At 47.8% G+C, this 19,316-nt stretch carries 22 protein-coding genes and 1 other annotated feature; of the genes, 11 read left to right on the top strand and 11 right to left on the bottom strand.

Annotated features, from left to right (window positions below; translation table 11 throughout):
• Window positions 1-41 precede the first annotated feature (41 nt).
• Together ACXX53_RS12615 and ACXX53_RS12620 are read right to left on the bottom strand one after the other, a co-directional pair.
• Window positions 42-1,211, bottom strand: coding sequence for a transglutaminase domain-containing protein (locus ACXX53_RS12615; protein WP_458568999.1), 1,170 nt, complete (start codon window positions 1,209-1,211; stop codon window positions 42-44).
• A complete protein-coding gene (locus ACXX53_RS12620; protein WP_458569000.1) occupies window positions 1,208-1,642 on the bottom strand; it encodes an ATPase in 435 nt (144 codons plus the stop codon). The genes ACXX53_RS12615 and ACXX53_RS12620 overlap by 4 nt, the downstream gene beginning before the upstream one ends.
• Window positions 1,643-1,783: 141 nt before the next feature.
• On the opposite strand from ACXX53_RS12620, the gene ACXX53_RS12625 reads away from it, so the two are divergent.
• Both ACXX53_RS12625 and ACXX53_RS12630 read left to right on the top strand, forming a co-directional pair.
• Window positions 1,784-2,962: an MFS transporter gene (locus ACXX53_RS12625; protein WP_458569001.1), complete on the top strand. Its 1,179-nt coding sequence runs from the start codon at window positions 1,784-1,786 to the stop codon at window positions 2,960-2,962.
• 448 nt (window positions 2,963-3,410) lie between these two features.
• Window positions 3,411-3,764 carry a toprim domain-containing protein gene (locus ACXX53_RS12630; RefSeq protein WP_458569002.1) on the top strand — a complete coding sequence of 118 codons (354 nt, stop codon included), beginning with the start codon at window positions 3,411-3,413 and terminating at the stop codon, window positions 3,762-3,764.
• Here ACXX53_RS12630 and ACXX53_RS12635 read toward each other — a convergent pair whose 3' ends face one another.
• The 4 genes from ACXX53_RS12635 to ACXX53_RS12650 form a co-directional block, all read right to left on the bottom strand.
• On the bottom strand, window positions 3,765-4,376 hold the full coding sequence (locus tag ACXX53_RS12635; protein WP_458569003.1) for an SCO family protein: 612 nt from the start codon (window positions 4,374-4,376) through the stop codon (window positions 3,765-3,767).
• Window positions 4,377-4,407: 31 nt separating this feature from the next.
• A complete protein-coding gene (cyoE, locus tag ACXX53_RS12640) occupies window positions 4,408-5,340 on the bottom strand; it encodes a heme o synthase (RefSeq protein WP_458569004.1) in 933 nt (310 codons plus the stop codon).
• 138 nt (window positions 5,341-5,478) lie between these two features.
• The gene (locus tag ACXX53_RS12645; RefSeq protein WP_458569005.1) at window positions 5,479-5,772 is read right to left on the bottom strand and encodes a hypothetical protein; all 294 of its coding nucleotides are present in this window, start codon (window positions 5,770-5,772) and stop codon (window positions 5,479-5,481) included.
• 217 nt (window positions 5,773-5,989) lie between these two features.
• Window positions 5,990-6,208, bottom strand: a complete 219-nt coding sequence (locus ACXX53_RS12650) for a small, acid-soluble spore protein, alpha/beta type (protein WP_458569006.1) — start codon at window positions 6,206-6,208, stop codon at window positions 5,990-5,992.
• A 187-nt stretch (window positions 6,209-6,395) separates the two neighbouring features.
• On the opposite strand from ACXX53_RS12650, the gene ACXX53_RS12655 reads away from it, so the two are divergent.
• Both ACXX53_RS12655 and ACXX53_RS12660 read left to right on the top strand, forming a co-directional pair.
• Entirely contained in the window at window positions 6,396-6,584 is a 189-nt protein-coding gene (locus ACXX53_RS12655; protein WP_458569007.1) for a hypothetical protein, read from the top strand.
• Window positions 6,585-6,649: 65 nt separating this feature from the next.
• Window positions 6,650-6,820, top strand: a complete 171-nt coding sequence (locus tag ACXX53_RS12660) for a hypothetical protein (protein ID WP_458569008.1) — start codon at window positions 6,650-6,652, stop codon at window positions 6,818-6,820.
• A 644-nt stretch (window positions 6,821-7,464) separates the two neighbouring features.
• Here ACXX53_RS12660 and trpS read toward each other — a convergent pair.
• The gene (gene trpS / locus ACXX53_RS12665) at window positions 7,465-8,451 is read right to left on the bottom strand and encodes a tryptophan--tRNA ligase (RefSeq protein ID WP_458569009.1); all 987 of its coding nucleotides are present in this window, start codon (window positions 8,449-8,451) and stop codon (window positions 7,465-7,467) included.
• A 78-nt stretch (window positions 8,452-8,529) separates the two neighbouring features.
• Window positions 8,530-8,771: a binding site (T-box leader), on the bottom strand.
• A gap of 158 nt (window positions 8,772-8,929) precedes the next feature.
• Between trpS and ACXX53_RS12670 the strand changes: the two genes are divergently transcribed.
• From ACXX53_RS12670 to ACXX53_RS12680, 3 genes are all read left to right on the top strand, one after another.
• Window positions 8,930-9,895, top strand: a complete 966-nt coding sequence (locus ACXX53_RS12670) for an aldose epimerase family protein (RefSeq protein WP_458569010.1) — start codon at window positions 8,930-8,932, stop codon at window positions 9,893-9,895.
• A 136-nt stretch (window positions 9,896-10,031) separates the two neighbouring features.
• A complete protein-coding gene (locus tag ACXX53_RS12675; protein ID WP_458569011.1) occupies window positions 10,032-10,256 on the top strand; it encodes a small, acid-soluble spore protein, alpha/beta type in 225 nt (74 codons plus the stop codon).
• 249 nt (window positions 10,257-10,505) lie between these two features.
• Window positions 10,506-11,762: a methyl-accepting chemotaxis protein gene (locus tag ACXX53_RS12680; RefSeq protein ID WP_458569012.1), complete on the top strand. Its 1,257-nt coding sequence runs from the start codon at window positions 10,506-10,508 to the stop codon at window positions 11,760-11,762.
• Window positions 11,763-11,919: 157 nt separating this feature from the next.
• Here the strand turns inward: ACXX53_RS12680 and ACXX53_RS12685 are convergent, their stop codons facing one another.
• Window positions 11,920-13,077, bottom strand: a complete 1,158-nt coding sequence (locus ACXX53_RS12685; protein ID WP_458569067.1) for an MFS transporter — start codon at window positions 13,075-13,077, stop codon at window positions 11,920-11,922.
• Between the two features lie 68 nt (window positions 13,078-13,145).
• On the bottom strand, window positions 13,146-14,936 hold the full coding sequence (locus ACXX53_RS12690) for a M3 family oligoendopeptidase (protein ID WP_458569013.1): 1,791 nt from the start codon (window positions 14,934-14,936) through the stop codon (window positions 13,146-13,148).
• Window positions 14,937-15,091: 155 nt separating this feature from the next.
• Here ACXX53_RS12690 and ACXX53_RS12695 point away from each other — a divergent pair, with 155 nt between their 5' ends.
• Both ACXX53_RS12695 and ACXX53_RS12700 read left to right on the top strand, forming a co-directional pair.
• Window positions 15,092-15,268: a YycC family protein gene (locus ACXX53_RS12695; protein WP_458569014.1), complete on the top strand. Its 177-nt coding sequence runs from the start codon at window positions 15,092-15,094 to the stop codon at window positions 15,266-15,268.
• Window positions 15,265-15,510, top strand: a complete 246-nt coding sequence (locus tag ACXX53_RS12700; RefSeq protein WP_458569015.1) for a hypothetical protein — start codon at window positions 15,265-15,267, stop codon at window positions 15,508-15,510. Before ACXX53_RS12695 ends, ACXX53_RS12700 begins: the two co-directional genes overlap by 4 nt.
• Here ACXX53_RS12700 and ACXX53_RS12705 read toward each other — a convergent pair.
• On the bottom strand, window positions 15,496-16,248 hold the full coding sequence (locus ACXX53_RS12705) for a DUF2225 domain-containing protein (protein WP_458569016.1): 753 nt from the start codon (window positions 16,246-16,248) through the stop codon (window positions 15,496-15,498). The genes ACXX53_RS12700 and ACXX53_RS12705 overlap by 15 nt on opposite strands.
• Window positions 16,249-16,315: 67 nt before the next feature.
• Window positions 16,316-16,696, bottom strand: coding sequence for a globin domain-containing protein (locus tag ACXX53_RS12710; protein WP_458569017.1), 381 nt, complete (start codon window positions 16,694-16,696; stop codon window positions 16,316-16,318).
• 449 nt (window positions 16,697-17,145) lie between these two features.
• Here ACXX53_RS12710 and ylbJ point away from each other — a divergent pair, with 449 nt between their 5' ends.
• Window positions 17,146-18,384 (top strand): sporulation integral membrane protein YlbJ, encoded by a 1,239-nt coding sequence (gene ylbJ / locus ACXX53_RS12715; protein WP_458569018.1) that lies wholly within the window; start codon window positions 17,146-17,148, stop codon window positions 18,382-18,384.
• A 76-nt stretch (window positions 18,385-18,460) separates the two neighbouring features.
• On the top strand, window positions 18,461-19,282 hold the full coding sequence (locus tag ACXX53_RS12720; RefSeq protein ID WP_458569068.1) for an NAD kinase: 822 nt from the start codon (window positions 18,461-18,463) through the stop codon (window positions 19,280-19,282).
• The last annotated feature ends 34 nt before the right edge of the window (window positions 19,283-19,316 follow it).

Below are 19,316 nucleotides of genomic sequence, written 5' to 3' on the forward strand. Positions count from 1 at the left end.
AGAGGCACTCAAAGGCTAGAAGCTTATATCAAATATTGTCATTATTTCAGATCGGGCACATGCGACGCGTCGAAATTCGGCGGATTGAACCAATCTCCTGTACTTGCCCAGGTTGTGTCGAGCGGAATCCATTCATCTGGTCCTATTTTCACTATGTTCCAGGCATGCGGTCCGTACCCGCCATTGCCAACGTATCCTGTTCCTGTCACTACCTTCACTTCCAAGCCCACTGAGCGACCCATCATAGCATATAAGCGCGCATAATCGATACATACCCCAGTCCGCGATTGAAAGGTATCCTGCGGTGTCTGTTCCTTCCATTCCCCTGTTTCGATATATGTGTTTGCTTTATCCCAATCGTATCTCACCCTGCTGCCTACCCAGTCATACAGCTTGCGCGCCTTCTCTTCATCCGTCTTCGCATCTTTAGTCACTGCCAACGCAGCTTGTTCAATATCAGCAGGTACTAGGTGGTCAATCACTTCATACTTGCGCTGCATCAGCTCACTAAGCTGCTTCTCAACGGAGGCTGTGAAGATCGGCACTTGCTCCGTGACCCATTCGCCCATGAGCGGCTCTACTAATTGTGCGACAGCATATTGATAGACATTCGAGGCTTGCACCTCTTGACTGATCTTGCCGTCTGGCTGCAACGTAACGAATATAAACAGCAGCGCCACTACGATGACAACTCGCACGATGCCTGTGACCAGGCCGATCAAGCCCCCTACTAGGCGGCTGAATACTTGTCTAAACCGCTTGCTTACAGCTTCACCTGATATGGTGTTAATATCGCGAGCGCCGGTTATGCCTGTCCACATATAGATATAGCTTGCTATCCAACCGATCAAGATACGAATAGGCACATAGCTTACCAGCATCAGTGTTGCGAATCGCATCAACGACATATCACGCAAACTGGTGATGAACGTATAGTACATATTCTCCCACCACGCGAGCTCGCGATTCGGAATCGTGATATCAAGCTTATGAAGCCAGTCGGCAAGCGAAGGAGACAGCCCCAGTGCGACTTGAGAGGCAATATACAGGGAAAGAATCGTCAAGCCTGCCTCGGCTACAATAAACAAGAGGTGGCGCATCGACCCCGAAGCGCCTCTGCCCACCCCTTGCCACAAGCTGTACAGTACGATCAACGCCAACACAATCGTTACGATGTTCCACTGCACATACGTTGTCAACGAATCTATCATTTACTCTTAGCCTCGTTAACAAACTGCTTAATCGTATCGTCCATTTCCCACTCGCCTAACGACACCCCGTGGAAAGAAATGTTTACCTTCGTGCTGTTTTTGGAACCCTTCACCTCAAGATTAGGCGATTTAATCGTATACGAACCGTCAGACTCCTCTTCGAACGTCGCTTTCTTAGCCTCGCTAATCATGGCGTCCATCGCTTGACCCTTCAACTGTTGTACGGTTTCATCTTTAACAGTAGTAACGGCTTGGTCAATATCCGACCACGTAATTCCGCTGTACACCGCTACCACTGCCACGATAATGATGACAAACGCCCACTTGACCATAGTCTTCACAAAGCTGACAATGATGAACAACACGATGAGTGCGATCAGGAAGACGAGCCAATTCTGCTTAATAAACTCAAACAAAACATCCATATCCATTATTTTCATCACCCTTTCCAAATTGTATTATACAGCATTGACGGATCAGTAGTAAGATCATACATCTTCCCTAAACAGGTCATAAGTTTGTCCGTTATGACGTACAAGTAATAACATAGCAACTAGCGGAGGTGGAGTCATTTGCGTTCGGTCGTGTGGCTGTATTTATTTTTGTTTGTCGCATTTTTCGATTTGCATGCCCAATATCCTATCCTGACCCCATATGCAGTCTCATTGGGCGCTGCTCCTTCATTTATTGGACTGATGATGGGCATGTACTCCTTCACTCATCTGCCTGGAAATTTGTTGGCCGGCTATGGCGTGGATCGCTTCGGCAGCCGCATCTTCATCGTCTTCAGCTTGATCGGAGCTGGTATTCTACTCGTTCTGCAGGCCCATGTATCCGATCCGTGGGAGCTGTTAATCGTCCGTTCCATCAGCGGCTTCGTGCTGGCATTCCTATCCCCAGCCTGTCTAGCGCTGCTTGCCCGCTTCGCGCAAAATCAAGTACAGCAAAGCAAGCTGATGGCAGGCAATGGACTTGTCCATACGCTCGCATCCGTCGTCTCACCGGCAGCAGGTGCATTTCTTGTCGCCAAGCTGGGGTTCGCAGCTTCCTTTCAGGCACTCGGGATCGGGCTCATTGCAACCGGCATTCTGTCTACATTCTTCATACGTTCTCCCCAACATACCGTACAGCTGCTGGAAAGCGAGCAGCAGAATTCTATATCTGCGGATGTACAAGCAGATAAGCCGCAACGAGTGCCTTGGACGTTCTATATTCTACCGCTTGCTATCTCTTGTTCGCAAGGTATCCTATTCTTCGAGCTGCCGTTCGTAGGCAATGCCCTGCAATCAATCATGCATTCCGGCATCCTGTTCACCGCCGTCAGCTTAGGCGCCTTATGCACATTGAGCATGCTGTTCCTTAATTATTATCCTGCTAAGACCCGCACTTGGTCAGGCTCAATAGCGCTAGCTCTGCTGTTCTTCATTCTATCGGTCAAATGGCCGATTCCGATGCTCGTCATTCTCTTTGGCATCGGCATGACGAAAGGAATCGTGCTTCCCGCTATGTCCGCCTACCTGCTGCAGCTTAGCGGCGGTGTAAGATTTGGACGCATTTTCTCTTATCTATCGATCGCATCCTCGATTGGTTCCTTTTTGGGACCATTGATTGCGGGTCAACTGCGCGGTATCATATCGCCGTTCTTTATCGCGTTCATTGTGCTTATGGGTGCGGTTATGCTAGTACCGATGAACAAACCGCTCATTACGGCTCCACCCAAGAAACAAACGTTCCATAGAACTACAGGGTAACTCCAAACGGCATATGCCTATATTTTAGACGCACTGGGTGTTCGCACAGTGCACGATCACCCTAAAGACATAGTATACATTGTGGCTTCTGACTTGACATCAGAAAGAGGGGTGAATCGAATGTCACATTGCGTAGAACCTTGTGGCGGTCTAGTTAGTCCTGCCTTTGGCGCTGGATGCGGCCCTTTTGGGTCCGGGAATTGCCTTGGAGTAGTTCTCGTACTATTTATTCTATTGGTTATTATCCTGCGTGTATGTATTTTCTAGTACTGTGTCTCGCTCTCTCCTCATGCGGCTTGCTTCGGCAGCAAGCCGTTCGTTTCTAACCACCGATGGACAACCCTTCGCTGCTGTAGTTGTTGAACGAGAACATAATATTCCTCCCGATTGTGGTACACTAAATGAACGATATGTCTATACAAATGACCGCATAAGAGGAGGATGCCACATGGAACTCGCAATTATTGTTGAAGGTAAAAATGACAAAAGCCGCTTACGCCGCCTACTCACAGATGATGTCATGCTGTTATGCACATATGGCACCTTGAATACGAATCGAATGGAAGCTTTGCGCAAGCAAGCCGGTGATCGGCCAGTTTATTTATTTATGGATAATGATGCTTCTGGCAAGAAAATTCGCGGTGTGCTGCGCGAAGTGTTTCCAGATGCGGAGCATATATATACGAGGCGCGGATATGCCGGTGTTGAAGGAACTCCAGAAGAATATCTCATCCAGCAGATGGAAAAAGCGGGGCTGGAGGAGTACATTCTGTACCCGGATCCAGCCCCGTTTATGGGGTAGTTATTTTACTAGCGACATGACGTCCTTGGCGATAATTTCTGCAGTGATGTCTAGATCATTCGCATTGTAGAACTTCCGTATCTTGCCTTCTTGGTCAACCAGGATAACCAGATTCGAGTGTGAGAAATTGCCGTCCTTATCCTTAATAACGATGGATTGAAACTGCTTCATCAGCTCTGCAGTACCCGCTTCATCACCGCGAAGGAAGTACCAGCCGCTCAAGTCCGCCTTGTTCTTATTCGTTGCCCAATCCATCAGTACCTCACGCGAATCCCGCTCTGGATCGAAGGTGATGGACATCAGGTTAGCATCGGTCCCGAATACTCCCTTGTCCTTCAACAGATCCTGCACTTCGTTCAGCATATAAGTCGTCGGCGGACATACATCCGGACAGCTTGCGAAGAAGAAATATACAAGTCTAACCTTTCCATTCGTACCGGACATGCTGACCGTTTTCCCGTCTACATTTTCAAGTGTAAAGTCTGGAGCTTGACCTTCAATCGGCAGCTGTTCACCCTTAGGCCAGTATAACCAGGCTGCCGCAATAGCAAATATAAGTACGAGTGCAAATAAGAAGATTTGAAGTGAATAACGCTTCATCGTTTGAGCCATCGCCAAGCTCCCCCAGTTCCGTTAGTCGCAATTAGATACTTCCAACCGTGTCCACGATCAACATAATCATATGCAGCATAAGGGCGTTAACCGATAGAACAAAGCTTTTCTTCGCCCACTTTTCGTCATCCTTGGCCTTAAAGCCAGTTAGATTGACATAGAGCCATACCGCATTTATAAGCGTACCTAATACTACATAAATGATTCCCGTGTAACCAAAATGGTAGAATAGCCAAGGCAATGGCAACATCAGCAGCACGTAAGGGATCATCTGCCACTTGGTACGTTCAATACCTTTCACTACTGGAAGAAGCGGATAACCCGCAGCTCGATATTCCTCTACACGGCGAATGCCGAGCGCCCAGAAATGAGGCGGCTGCCACAGGAACAGAAGCGCAAACATGAGGATTGCTCCTATGTCAAACGTATTCGTAACCGCGACGTAGCCAATTACAGGCGGCATTGCGCCAGATATCGCTCCAACCGAAGTGCTCCAGGTCGAAGTACGCTTTAACCATAACGTATAAATTACCGCATAAATGAACATACCAATGATTCCGAATAACATGGCCAGCTTATTTACGAATAAAAATAACGTTGCCAATCCTGCAACTCCGAGTACGATGGCATACCACAAAACGAAGTTTGGCTTCAGCCTGCCTGTCGGCAGCGCGCGATTGCGGGTACGCTCCATCTTCATATCGAAGTCACGATCAAAGTAATTATTGAATACGCAGGAAGATGCCATGACAAGCGCAGTGCCCAAGAGTGTCCACATGAGCGTAAGCCAAGGGATATCCCACTTCGCCGCTACCCAGAAGCCAGCAAGTGCCGCCATTAAATTAGAACGGATTATCCCCGGTTTAATTAATAGATATAACTCTTTCCATATACCAGCTCGCATCGGCTCAGGCGAGAGCACGACTGGTTCGGAAGAAGCGTTATAAGTCATTATTTTTTCCACGCGCGATCCTCCTTGTTGATTCCAACCAAGCAGATATTAATATATCATGCTGTAATTTTTATCATAGCAAAAATGCCCATACCAGACAATGTATCAACAAATCGTTCATCAATTTGACAACAGATTGATCGGTATTTTTTACAAGCCCCGATTCTTTTGTATAAACTCCCATATATGAAGCTTGTCGCGTCCGCCAATAATACAATCTGTGACCTCATCCCATTCACTCTGTCCCTCAAGCCGCAATTGCTTCATCTGAGCGTACTGCTCTGGCGTCGTATGATAGTACTGTTCAACAAATACGTTCGGTTGGTCTGAGCCTTCATAGAGGATGCAGTCTCGTTGATTCTTTAATAATTGATCCATTAATTGCATATATTGTTCCCGCTTATCCGGGTTGATTCGATATTCTACAAATATAATACGTTCCACTTATATCCTCCTTTTCCCATAAATTCTATTGTGCAACAACATGCAACACAATACAATACCGTTTATTAACCGAATTAGTAACTTATAGAATCATGTCTTTCCGAAGCTCAGACAATTATGATACATTGAGCATATAAGAAATAAGCCGCCCCGCGCGCAGGGCAGCTTATCATGTTACGGAATAAGCATGTAATGCCAAGTCAATGATGTTGATTGGTTATTGGCTTCTTCCGCCCAACGATTGTTCAGCCATCTGGACCAGACGCTTCGTCATATATCCACCGATGGAGCCAGTATCGCGGGAAGTGTAGTTGCCGTAGTAACCATCTTGCGGGATTGGGATACCCAATTCACTCGCAATTTCATACTTCATTTGTTGCAATGCAGCAGTTGCCTGAGGAACGACCAAGTTGTTTGTTCGAGATTGATTCGACATAATAAAAATCTCCTTTCACAATGGCATGTTCTTATGATGCAAGCTTGCAAGCTTATTGTAACCGCTAGAGCAAATGTTATTCTGGACAGCATCAATATTTCGAAAATGGTGCCGCGTTCAGCAGCGTAAATGAGTTCTTTCAAATGATGTCTGATGTCGTTCAAAATGTTGAATAGGAGTGACAGCTATGAATAAAGGTCTCGCTCTCTGGTTTGCATGCTCATCCATTGCCCTCCTGATGGCTACAGCAATAGCCATCACTAGCAGCGCATGGCTCGCAATCCTGTTCGGAGTGTTATCTATTCTCAATATGGGACTTGGATTTGTCGTGAAGGCTAGATTGCGGCGGCGTGAGGGATCAACGCCTTCCTCTTAGATGCAAGCGGGGCTGTCCCTCATTTATGAGGACAAGCCTCTTTTTTGCGCGCCGTGGCCGCGGGGATGGCTGAGACGTCGGTTTTCTGCATCTCAGCCATCGCGGAAGCTTATTTTGGAGCTGAGATGCTTTTTTTCGACGTCTCAGCCCTCGCGAGTGCTTATTTTGGAGCTGAGATGCATTATTTCGACGCCTCAGCCATATTTTTCGGCTGCCAAGGCCGCGGGGGCGGCTAAGACGTCGGTTTTCTGCATCTCAGCTCTCGCGAGTGCTTATTTTGGAGCTGAGATGCATTTTTTCGACGTCTCAGCCATATTTTTCGGCCGCCGAGGCCGCGTGGACGGCTGAGACGTCGGTTTTCTGCATCTCAGCCCTCACGGAAGCTCATTTTGGAGCTGAGATGCACTTTTTCGACGTCTCAGCCATATTTTCGGCGTGTCGAGGCCGCGGGGGCGGCTAAGACGTCGGTTTTCTGCATCTCAGCTCTCGCGAGTGCTTATTTTGGAGCTGAGATGCATTTTTTCGACGTCTCAGCCATATTTTCGGCTTGCCGAGGCCGGTGGGACGGCTAAGACGTCGGTTTTCTGCATCTCAGCCCTCGCGGAAGCTTATTTTGGAGCTGAGATGCATTTTTTCGACGTCTCAGCCATATTTTCGGCTTGCCGAGGCCGGTGGGACGGCTAAGACGTCGGTTTTCTGCATCTCAGCTCTCGCGGAAGCATATTTTGGTGCTGAGATGCACTTTTTCGACGTCTCAGCCATATTTTCGGCTCGCCAAGGCCAGTAGGAAAGCTGAGACGCAAAGAAGGGGTTGCCTCATAAGTCATGAAAAAAATGACTTTTGAGACAACCCCTTTATTCTCACTTACAGCTTAGCTTATTATCTCGGCATTACATAGCCCATGCGACGCTTAACCTCATCCAGCGTCTTCTCCGCCGCTTCACGCGCGCGTTCAGCACCTTGCTTCAGCACATCATGAAGCTCGCCGGATTGGCGAACTTCACGGTAGCGCTGCTGCAGCGGCTCGATGAACGTTGCTACCTGTTCAGCCAAGTCCTTCTTGAACGGACCATACATTAGGCCCTCATACTTCGCTTCAATCTCAGCAATGCTAAGCCCTGCAGTATGGGAGTAGATGCTCATCAAGTTGCTGATCTCCGGCTTGTTCACCGGATCGTATTTCACAATCGCTTCTGAATCCGTCTTCGCGCGGCTGATCTTCTTGCGAATGACAGCCGGATCGTCAAGCAGCGCGATAAAGCTGCCTGGATTCGGACTGGACTTGCTCATCTTCTTCGACGCATCGTCAAGGGACATGATTCGCGCGCCAACCTTAGGAAAATACGGTTCCGGAATTCGAAACGTATCGCCGAAACGAGAGTTGAAGCGATTCGCCAGATCGCGCGTAAGCTCCAGATGCTGCTTCTGGTCGTCGCCCACCGGCACGAGATCCGATTGGTACAGCAGAATATCCGCCGCCATCAGCGTAGGGTAGACGAACAATCCCGTACCAATTGATTCTTTGCCTTCCGATTTGTCCTTGAACTGTGTCATACGCTCCAGCTCACCCATATAGCTGATCGTCGTTAACAACCATCCCAGCTCGGCATGCTGCGGCACATGGGATTGCATGAAAATGTTTGCTTTATTCGGATCAATTCCTGCAGCCAAGTACAGCGCAGCTACCATTTCTGATTGCTCATGCAGCGCTGCAGGCTCTTGCGGTGCCGTGATCGCATGCAGATCCACAACCATGAAGAAGCATTCATGTTCATGCTGCAGCTTGACGAAATTTTGCATCGCCCCAATGTAGTTTCCGATAGTCAGCTGACCACTTGGCTGAATTCCTGATAATACGCGTTTCATAGTATCGATCTCCTTATATCTGAATTGACGTTTCATTTTCATGTAAAATAAACAACAAAAAAGGCCTTTCATCTCCCCGTAAGGGACGAAAGACCGTGGTACCACCCTAATTCATTCGAATATGCCTGCAGGCCATCCGAACCTCTACTCCATAACGCTGAGCTGCGGCTTAGCATAATACGATCCTTTCCGCGGTAAACGATCGGTTGCTCCAAGCACTCTAAGGTCCATTCGGCTTATGCCGCGGCACCGGTTCACACCATCCACCGGCTCTCTGTTGACGCGCGCGTAAACTTACTTGTCCTCGTCATCGTGTTCTTACCATATATTATCCACTAGAATAATCAATCTAAACCTGTTTGTCAATGAGCATTCCAGTAGTAAGCAGGGTATGACTTTATAGAGTGATTTGTTATGATGATTCTCAGACAGGTACTTCGCACATGCTGCGGACTACAGGATAAAGGAGAGATTACTGATGCATCACATTACGATAGGGCAATGGAACGGATATGAAACACTCATTCTACATAGTGATGAGCTGGAAGCAACATTTCTACCCGGTCTAGGCGCTAACGTCATCCGCTTATGGGATAAGGTCGCAGCTAGAGATGTACTTCGTACCCCACAGGAGAGCGAACTCGACTACTATATGACGAAGCCGTACCATTTCGGTGCACCTATGCTTATGCCTCCAGGCCGCATTCGCCGCGGACGCTTCTCCTACGCTGGTGTCGACTACCAATTCGATCAGAACACAGCTAACGACAACCACATTCACGGTCTTCACCGCACGCAAGCTTGGACCGTTACGGAACAGAGCAGCAGCGAAGACAACTGCTCCGTAACTGCTGTATTCCGTTCCGTGGACGACCCAAATTGGATTCGTCAATATCCGACCCCGCTTGAATTCAGCATGAAGCTCATATTGGTCGGCGGCAAGCTGACGCAGAAGCTGTCGATCACGAATGTCGGCGAACAGGCTGCGCCATTCGGATTCGGGACGCATACTTGGTTCCTTATTGACCAGGAGCCAGAGCGCTGGACGCTTAAAGTGCCTGTCAGCGGCGTATATGAGCTGGATTCAGAGCTTATCATGACAGGACGCACACTGCCTCTCGGCGATTTTGCAGCGCTAAACGACGGATTGAACGTTATGGGAACGAATTTCGATACCGTATTCAGCATCGGCGAGCATCGTCCTGAAGCTTGGCTGACTCGCGATGACGGATATGGAATTCGCTATTCCTGCAACGAGCCTTACTTCAAGCATTGGGTGCTGTACACACGCGGCGAAGCCGATGAGATTGTGTGCATCGAGCCTTATACTTGGCTTCCAGACGCGCCTAATCTCCCTTTTGATCAGGAAACGACGGGATTGATTGACCTGCAGCCGCAGACGCCAGTTGAGCTTGTGCTCGATCTGGATATTACTCGTGCCTAGAGTCCTACAACTTCATAACTCATAATCAGATGCCAGGCGTTCATGCGCCTGGCATTATTTACATGAAAGCCTTTTTATCTTCCTCGCATAATTCTATCTATTCGTCCCATACTAATTCCACAAGGAGGTGATCAGCATGGCGCAACAAGGAAGCCGCTCCAACAATCTAGTAGTACCACAAGCTACAGCAGCTTTGACTCAAATGAAAGTCGAAATCGCTAGTGAGCTTGGTATCCCGCTTTCCCAAGACGGTTACTACGGTAACTATACATCCCGTGATATGGGTTCCATCGGTGGATACATCACGAAGCGTCTTGTTCAGATGGCTGAGCAGCAATTGGCAGGCCGTTCCACTCGCTAGGTTATTGAAGATTAGTCTATTCATACTTACTGAAATAACGGTGAGAAGGCTTTCAGCTGCAAAGTTGGAAGCCTTAATTGCGTTTCAAATCTAACATATCGTGCCTGATCAACCGATAATAATGATAAATAACAATTATCGTACTTATCACCTTTTTGTATATATTTGCATAGACCACTATGTGGCCCAATGCTATAATATATCAATATTGTGAAAAATTTTACTGACGATGATCAAAGGGGCGAGGTAATGACTTGGTTTAATTCGCTGAATTTCAGACAGAAGTTATTGATCGGGTTTTATGGCATTGTAGGAGTGTTTACACTCTCCACTATTGTTCTTCTTATTACAGGCGCCAATTTACTGTTTGGTGTCATCACCTTATTGGTACTGATCGGCATCAGCTATCCTGTTATTAAATTTTTAGAACGATCATTAAGTGACCCTATAAAAGAAATATCCTACGCTGCAATCAAGGTAGCCAAAGGTGATTTCTCTGCTAAAGTGCCAGTCCAAACCAACGACGCGTTGGGTGATCTTGCCGAGTCGTTCAACCGTATGCTGGAGACGCTTCGCGATATCCTGAAACAGACCTCTGAGCTTTCCAGTCATGTATCAGAAGCCGGACGTGAGATGCAGCTGAAGAGCCAGGATATGAAGCTGGTTATGGAACAGGTTGCCGCTTCATCCAATGAGCTGGCGATTGGCGCATCCGAGATCTCCGAAGATGTCGGCGAGATGTCGGATTCTGTTCGTCAGATTGAGCAGAAGATCGTAGCATATGCCCAATCCACCAAGGAGATGAATACACACTCCACGACGACCATTGAACTGATCGATAAAGGCCGCAGTGCCGTCGACACTCAAACAGTAGGCATGCAACGCAATATCGAAGCAACAGAACAATTAGCCAAGACAATTGATCAATTAGCACGTCAAACTGAAGGCATCTCCAAGATGACACGCACGATCTCTGAGATCGCGGAGCAGACGAATCTGTTGTCACTTAACGCCTCCATAGAAGCAGCACGTGCAGGTGAACATGGACTCGGCTTTGCCGTCGTCGCTCAAGAAGTTCGCAAGCTTGCTGAAGAATCCTCTGCTTCTACGAAAGAGGTATTTGCCCTCGTTAAAGGCATCGAGCAAGGCATCAAGGAAGCTGCTGTGAATATGAAAGCGAACGAAGAAATCGTTCACATGCAGACCGAGATGATTAAAGAAACACAGACCGTTTTTCAAGATATTGTATCGAGTACCCAATACATAGCAGAGGCAATCTCTGCATTTGCTCGTGAGAGTGATTTCATGCTTGAGGGAGCGCAGACCATTTCCACTGCTATTGAAAGTATTTCTGCCATCACTCAGGAGTCCGCTGCAGGTACGGAGCAGGTATCCGCATCTATGAATGAGCAGATCCACTCAGTTCAAGCTATGGCCGATTCTACTGCCCAGATGCAGCAGAAAGTAAGTCAATTGCAGCGAACTATCCATGTATTTAAAATGTAGCAAGTAAAAGTATAGCGCAGTGCCGTTGAAAGCATTACAAGAGGTTGCCCTAAAAGTCATTTTCCTTATGACTTTTGGGACAACCCTTTTTTGTGCAATAAAAACAAAGGGCTTTCCCATGTACTTATGGGAAAGCCCCTTCCGCTTCACAATTCGATTAGTTGGCTTTGCTGCACTCCTGCATAACAGCCACACTTCTTGCGCGTCTATTCCATATAAAGAATCCGACTGCCGCTATTAAGGAACAGACTGCACCAAACAAATACATAGTCTTGTCACCATAATTTTCTTGAAGCAGCCCGCCTAACGAACCTCCAATTAGTCCGCCTAGACCGATAAAGATCATGTTAAGCAGCGCTTGGCCGGTAGCCAACATCTGCTTAGGCAGTGCACGCGTAACATAATCAATGGATAAGATCCATACTGCCGCGAACGTAAAGGCATGAGATGCTTGTAGTACAACAATAACACTCGGAACAGTCACATATGCATACAGCAGCCAGCGGATAGCATACAACAGCGATGCCGTCGCTAATAACGACAGCAGCTTCTTCTGCTGAACAAATCTGGCGATCAAGATGAAGCCTATAACCTCGCCTGCTCCGGCTGCTGCCCACGCGTATGATATTTGTGCTGCTGATGCGTTCAGGTCCTGCAGATGGAGCGACAACATGCCGTCATTCATCCGATGAGGAATGCCAAGCAGCAATATAAGTCCGAAGAAAAATAGCAGCGCCGGGCTTGCCAATGTCTTGCGCATCATGGCCATATCCATCTTGGATCCGGCTTTTGCCTGTGGTTCTTCCACAGCCGGTTCTCGCAGCAGAACAAAGATAATAAACACGCCAATCCAGATCGGTGCAAACATAATGAGCAATGAATCCAATCCGCCCCATGCTTCAAAACGCTGTCCTATAATCAGGAGCGCCACCATAAACCCGATCGAGCCAAATACACGTAAAGAACTATACGATACATTTAATGATCTCGCGCCCTTTATCAATAACGTATCCAACAAGGAAACGGCAGGCTGCATAAAAATATAGAATGCCAACAAACTAACAGCAATTACAGCGCGCTGATCGGTCATAAATAAAAACACGGAACTAAGTCCTACCCCTATCCAAAGCACAAGCAGCAGCGGTTTGGTAGCTTTTAATTTATCGCTGATGACGCCGACTAGCGGCTGTAAGAACATGGCCAGAAAGGGTCCCAGCATAATCAAAGTTCCCGTCTCTGCCGGGCTAAAGCCGCGTTTTTGTAAATACAGGGATAGATATGGAATCAATATCGCATTTGTTGCATAAAACATCATCTGCACAGATCTTAACAGCAATTTCAAACTAGGTACTCACCTTTCTAAATGCACCATAATGCCTACTATTATTTTGTCATTTCTAAAAACTGCTGAACGTCCTGCAGAGTAACATCGATAGCGCTCTGCCAGAAGTCTGGCTTCGTCAAGTCAACTCCTAAGTGCTTCTGCGCCAAATCCTCTACCGTCATGCTGCCTGTGTCGCGCAGCAGCGCGTCGTACTTCTCAGCAAAGGCCTCGCCTTCTTGAAGCGCACGAGCGTACAGTCCCGTACTGAACAGGTAACCGAACGTGTACGGGTAGTTATAGAATGGTACGCCTGTCAGATAGAAGTGCAGCTTCGACGCCCAGAAGTGCGGATGATAGGAAGCTAATGAGTCGTTAAATGCTTCCTTCTGAGCTTCCACCATAAGCGTGCATATCTCATCTGCCGATAATAGACCCTGCTTGCGCTTCTCGTAGAAACGAGTCTCAAATAAGAAACGCGCATGGATGTTCATGTAGAACGTAACCGACCGCTTGATCTTCTCCTCCAGCAGCGTAAGCTTCTCCTGTTCATCCTGCGCTTGCTTCACCGCAGAATCTGCTAAGATCATCTCTGCAAAGGTTGAGGCGGTTTCAGCAACGTTCATCGCATACTGTTGGGCCATTCCTGGCAACCCATCCATCACATGCTGATGATAGCCGTGACCCAGCTCATGGGCGAGTGTGGATACATTCGATGGTGTTCCTGCATAGGTCATAAAGATCCGAGTCTGATGGCTCACTGGAAGCGAGGTACAGAAGCCTCCGGGACGTTTGCCTGCGCGGTCTTCCGCTTCGATCCAGTTGTTCTCGAAAGCATGAACTGCAAAGTCGGACATCCTCTGACTGAACTTGCCGAACTGCTCCACTATGGTTGCTGCACCTTCATCATACGACATAACGGATTCCTTACTCGATAGAGGCGCTTCCACGTCACACCAAGTAAGCTTGTCGACACCGAGCAGCTTCGCCTTGCGTTCAAAATAAGCGACAAATGCAGGCTTATTCTGCACGATCGTATTCCACATCGCATCAAGTGTGGCTTGAGACATGCGATTGATCTGTAACGGTTCCTTCAGCACATGATCCCAGCCGCGATGCTCATACAATTTCAAGCGGAAGCCTGCAATATGATTCAGTGTATCCGCGCAGAAATCCGCCTTTTCTGCCCAAGCGTTCTCCCATAATTGGAACATGTGCTCACGAACGCTTCGGTCGGGATGAGACAGTCTGTTATGGGCTTGACCTGCGGACAATTGCAGCGCCTTTCCGTTATCTTCTGTATCGATACGGATATGCTTAACGATCGTATTGTAATGCTCTGCCCAACCGTGGTAGCCGTCTGAAGATAGATCCCCGATCAGCGCTTCCTGCTCAGGAGGCAGCTTCTCACGCGCCCATTGGCGACGTTCATTCAATCCGAATGCAATAGCAGCCATATCGGATTGAGCTGTATACTGCTCCCACAGATCATCTGTCATAGCGCTTAATTTTTCATTGAATAACGTATTGATCGTTTCATATTGCGCACGCAGCGCTGTCATTCGACCAGTCAGCTGCACTGCTTTCTTGTCATTAACGTTCTGAGCAGTCAAACAGCTCGTATATGCGAATGCTTGGCGAAGGCGCATAGTAACGTCCTCAAGCTCCTTCGTCATCACAACAAGCTGGCCAATCCCAGCTTCATCAGCAGGTACAGGCAGTGACTTCAACTCTGTATTCAATCGCTGTAGATCATTCTGCAGAGTATGTAAGTAAGTTTGCAGCGCTTCGGATTCCGAACCGCCTGGAAAGATGACATCTAAATCCCAAGTTAATTGCAGGGGTTGCTTCATTTGTAACACACCTCTCACATCTTGATTTGATTGTCATTACTCTCATCTGATCGAGCTTAATTGGGTCGAACGTGATTTGTCATTTCCGTTCTGACCGTGTATAACTATAACTAAACTATATCTCATCATACACTGGCTACGCAGGAGGTTCAATCATGAAACCACTACCAATATCCGCGGACACAGCAGTTAAACTTTCCAAAGCGCTGGGTGTCCCGGTCGAACATTTAATGCATATGCCGCAGCATATCTTACTTAAAAAATTAGCTGAATTAGCTGAACAAGATAAACCCCAATTGGAGGGGTCAGGCGATTCGGAGGCAAAGCAATGATTCCGTTTGAAAATACGATACCTTATGACGAAATGATGGGGGACTTATTTGTTGAAGCCTGTCCCTTCTGCTCGAAGAAACATGTTCTGCTGCCGATTAAGCCGGCGGAGCTGCCGCTAATACGTGATGGAAAGAAACGGTTGCTCGTATTTCCATGCTGCCATCATAGAGTTACGATTATTAATGCCGATCAAGACTATCTGCTTGCAGATCGCAACATGCGTGAGCTAGGAATCAGATAAAGTAAGCTTTACCTTATTCTCGTTAAACAACTGATCTGGAACTTCGAGCTGTTGAGCCTTCATCTCTTCACGCATGATCATCCATTGTTCACGAGCGGCGCGTATTATCGCTGCATCCATAATCCGATGATCATGGATGATGTGCGCGAAGTTCTTAGCCGCTTCCGAGAACTCACCTAAGCGGCGATGCAGGTCTCCTATGATGAAGATGAGCCGCGCGTCGTTAAGATCTTGAGACTCCCGTTCATATACGGATAAATAGGCGTTCAGCGCGAAGCGCAAGTATTTCTGCTCTTGAGCTTCCTCCCCTTGATAACGGTACAGCCAAGCGATATGATGCAGCAGTCCGGCAATCACGCGATCGCTTTCTTTAATCGTCTGCGCAGTAACCAGGGCCAGCTGATACGTCTCCAATGCAACCTTCCAGCTTCGTTCCCCGGCATAGGAACGAGGCTGCCATTGCGAAGACACACGCTTTTTAAATTCTTCGTGCTGCAATTCGCTCCATTGCTTAAGTGCATGTTCCGTTGTTCCGCAGCCGCAATGCTCGCATACTTGAACGACATAGAAATCTGGATTCAGGCTAGGGTCTGCATAGTGCGGACAGAAGTCAGAATCATTCCTGATTATTTTCTTAAAACGCGGACGAATACGCGAAGTCTGAAATTCCCGTTCACAGGCAGGACAGGTAGCTGTAAGATCGTATAATGGTTCTACTTGACTATTATTAGTTTGCATATGCCGACCTCCTCATATTAAGTACAAGTTCAATTGTGTAATGGAGTATGCTTACCAATTCAGTAGTTTAAGATTGATTGACAAAGTGATGTGCCGGTCCTGACAAGCGGTTCATAACTATTTCACGCAGCTCGGGCGGCATATCAATGTCGACAAGCGCAGCTTCCATGCAGCTTAACCAAGCGCGTGCGCGTTCAATTGTGATCGGAAACGGCAGATGGCGCGCTCTCATCATCGGATGTCCGTTCTGCTCTGTGTACAGCATCGGTCCCCCGAAGAATTGCGTTAAAAATAAAAACTGCTTCTCCAAAACAGGCGTTATATCTTCAGGAAATAACGGGGCCAACAGCGGTTCTTGCTGGACTCTAGGATAGAATGCCTCTACCATGCGTCGAACGGTTTGCTCCCCGCCAATCATGTCATATAAGGTTTCGTTATACTTATTCATAACGCTCTCCTATCTATCGGTAATATTACACATGGACATTATAGCACACAAAAAAGGCGCTAAACTCTGTTCAGCGCCGAACTTGGAATATTATGTTTCCCAATCCTCTGGTGGACCCATTAATGACTCTCGAATAACGTAAACGAAAGCGCAAACTAAGAGACCTGCTATTATGCTCATCCGAATCACCCCTAATTATCGGATATCCGTTCCTCTTTCTCTGTAACTATCATATCATAAGGATTCACGCTGTGACACGAAAACATGCAAACGGTTTCTTTACATTTTGATTACAGTTGAGAATGAGTTGTGATAGGGATCTCCCCGCTCGTCTCTCATAGTGAGAATGTTCCACATCTCCCGCTCATATGATGGTGTTGGACCCCTTGTCCAACGCTTTGCAGTTGTCTCCCAGTAGGCTGGGCGAACAATCAAGGAGGGAGATTACTATGAACTGGTGGCAACGGCTTAATCTCATATTGCTTGCATCCATTTTCACTATCAGCCTGCTCCTAATGCTCATCTATCCGCAGTCACTGCTAACAGCGGCTGAAAGAGGATTATCTATATGGTGGGACGTGCTATTTCCATCCCTTCTGCCATTCTTCATCATTTCTGAAATGCTGCTCGGTTTTGGTATTGTTCATTTTATAGGAACACTGCTTGATCCTATTATGCGCCCACTGTTTCGCGTTCCCGGTGTGGGAGGCTTCGTCATGGCGATGGGGTATGCATCCGGCTATCCAGTCGGCGCAAAGCTTACGACGCGCCTGCGGTCTCAGGGCTTAATAACGCGTGAAGAAGGGGAACGCCTCGTTGCCTTTACGACGACGTCCGATCCCATATTTCTAATCGGCGCGGTATCTGTCGGTTTCTTCGGCCATGCCAGCCTTGCGCTGACTCTGATTGCCGCGCACTATGGAGCTGGTCTGCTCCTAGGTATACTCATGCGCTTCTACGCGCCGCATGCTGCGCCCACTCCATTGCAGAAAGAACATACACAACCGAAACGAGCTGCCATGAGGCACATATTCATGCATGCGTTCAGCGCTATGCACCACGCGAGAATCAACGATGGCCGCTCGATTGGCACCATGCTTCGCCAGGCAGTAGAATCATCCTTGAAGCTGATGATTGTCGTTGGCGGTCTTGTCGTATTCTTCTCTGTCGTGATGGAGCTGCTCACCGCCTCTTCCGTTATGCTTATATGGGATTCCTTCCTCAGTGCGGCACTCAGTATGATCGGCCTTCCGAATACACTCGCTCAAGCCTTCTCCAGCGGCTTATTCGAGGTTACGCTCGGTGCGAAGAGCGCAGGTGCGGCAACCCAAGCCGGCACCCACCTGCAGCTCGTCGCAGCAGCATGGGTGCTCTCTTGGGCTGGTCTATCGGTTCACGCTCAGATTGCCAGTATTCTGAACCAAACGGACTTGCGCTATACACCGTTTGTCATTTCGCGCTTGATTCACAGTTTTCTAGCTGCAATCGCAGCTTATTGGCTGTACCCTTGGTTGAAATCAGATACGGCCAATAGCCCGACATGGACACCAGCAACACTAATGCAGGAATGGAATGGTTGGTCGGACACGATTCCTGTAATTTCATGGGGAATGGCGGTATTCATTGGCATAACGTCGATAATGGTGGTATTAGGGGTATTCATTCACCTTTTGCGCTCAAATCGATAGGAGATAACGATTGTTTTCCAGTAGCGGAACGATTAATATGAATATGTCACGACTTGCCAATAAAGGAGCCGCTATCTTGAAATACGCCTTATTGTCGCGCGGTGATGAACTGTCGAATCGGTTAGCCGATCGATTTCATCAGCTCGCATCCGACCATCAACTAACGCATGATTCCATTTACCCTGAGATTGTCGTTTCCATCGGTGGCGATGGGACGATGCTGCAGGCCTTTCATCGTTATATCAACCAACTCGATTCCCTTGCATTTGTAGGTATACACACAGGACATTTAGGTTTCTATGCCGATTGGCAAGCTGATGAGATCCAGACACTCGTCGAGCTTATGGCCGATCAGGCTTCACTGGAAGCTATCTCACCTCGCAAGGTTAAATACCCATTGATCGAGCTGACGATCAAGCGTGAAGACGGTGGAGTTCAGCAATATATTGCACTTAATGAATTCACGCTCAAAAGTGTCGACGGCACCGTAGTCGCTCAGATTGACATTAACAATCAACGGTTTGAGATGTTTAGAGGAGATGGCATCTGTATCTCCACCCCGTCGGGAAGTACAGCTTATAACAAGAGCTTAGGCGGAGCCATGGTGCATCCTTCCATTGAGTCTATACAGATGGCAGAGATCGCATCGATCAACAATCGGGTATTCCGTACGCTTGGATCTTCTATTGTTCTGCCGAAGCATCATCATATCGATATTTATTCACGCAAGCGTCAGCGTCTGTTATTAACGATCGATCATGTGAACGTACCGCTGGACAACCTAAGCTCCGTTCGCTGTCGAGTCGCAGATCAGAAGGTGACTTTTGTCCGTTATCGTCCATATCCATTCTGGAATCGCGTCCGAGAAGCCTTTATCGGCCAAGACGACTCTCGTTAAATACTTGTAGCAGGCTATCCCTCTATTGTTTTCC

This window comes from Paenibacillus marinisediminis (assembly GCF_054343325.1).

Coding starts and splice junctions, on each gene's coding strand:
- ACXX53_RS12615 (WP_458568999.1), bottom strand. CDS start 1,211: ATGATAGATTCGTTGACAACGTATGTGCAGTGGAACATCGTAACGATT.
- ACXX53_RS12620 (WP_458569000.1), bottom strand. CDS start 1,642: ATGGATATGGATGTTTTGTTTGAGTTTATTAAGCAGAATTGGCTCGTC.
- ACXX53_RS12630 (WP_458569002.1), top strand. CDS start 3,411: ATGGAACTCGCAATTATTGTTGAAGGTAAAAATGACAAAAGCCGCTTA.
- ACXX53_RS12635 (WP_458569003.1), bottom strand. CDS start 4,376: ATGGCTCAAACGATGAAGCGTTATTCACTTCAAATCTTCTTATTTGCA.
- ACXX53_RS12650 (WP_458569006.1), bottom strand. CDS start 6,208: ATGTCGAATCAATCTCGAACAAACAACTTGGTCGTTCCTCAGGCAACT.
- ACXX53_RS12655 (WP_458569007.1), top strand. CDS start 6,396: ATGAATAAAGGTCTCGCTCTCTGGTTTGCATGCTCATCCATTGCCCTC.
- ACXX53_RS12660 (WP_458569008.1), top strand. CDS start 6,650: ATGGCTGAGACGTCGGTTTTCTGCATCTCAGCCATCGCGGAAGCTTAT.
- trpS (WP_458569009.1), bottom strand. CDS start 8,451: ATGAAACGCGTATTATCAGGAATTCAGCCAAGTGGTCAGCTGACTATC.
- ACXX53_RS12670 (WP_458569010.1), top strand. CDS start 8,930: ATGCATCACATTACGATAGGGCAATGGAACGGATATGAAACACTCATT.
- ACXX53_RS12675 (WP_458569011.1), top strand. CDS start 10,032: ATGGCGCAACAAGGAAGCCGCTCCAACAATCTAGTAGTACCACAAGCT.
- ACXX53_RS12680 (WP_458569012.1), top strand. CDS start 10,506: ATGACTTGGTTTAATTCGCTGAATTTCAGACAGAAGTTATTGATCGGG.
- ACXX53_RS12685 (WP_458569067.1), bottom strand. CDS start 13,077: ATGATGTTTTATGCAACAAATGCGATATTGATTCCATATCTATCCCTG.
- ACXX53_RS12690 (WP_458569013.1), bottom strand. CDS start 14,936: ATGAAGCAACCCCTGCAATTAACTTGGGATTTAGATGTCATCTTTCCA.
- ACXX53_RS12695 (WP_458569014.1), top strand. CDS start 15,092: ATGAAACCACTACCAATATCCGCGGACACAGCAGTTAAACTTTCCAAA.
- ACXX53_RS12700 (WP_458569015.1), top strand. CDS start 15,265: ATGATTCCGTTTGAAAATACGATACCTTATGACGAAATGATGGGGGAC.
- ACXX53_RS12705 (WP_458569016.1), bottom strand. CDS start 16,248: ATGCAAACTAATAATAGTCAAGTAGAACCATTATACGATCTTACAGCT.
- ACXX53_RS12710 (WP_458569017.1), bottom strand. CDS start 16,696: ATGAATAAGTATAACGAAACCTTATATGACATGATTGGCGGGGAGCAA.
- ylbJ (WP_458569018.1), top strand. CDS start 17,146: ATGAACTGGTGGCAACGGCTTAATCTCATATTGCTTGCATCCATTTTC.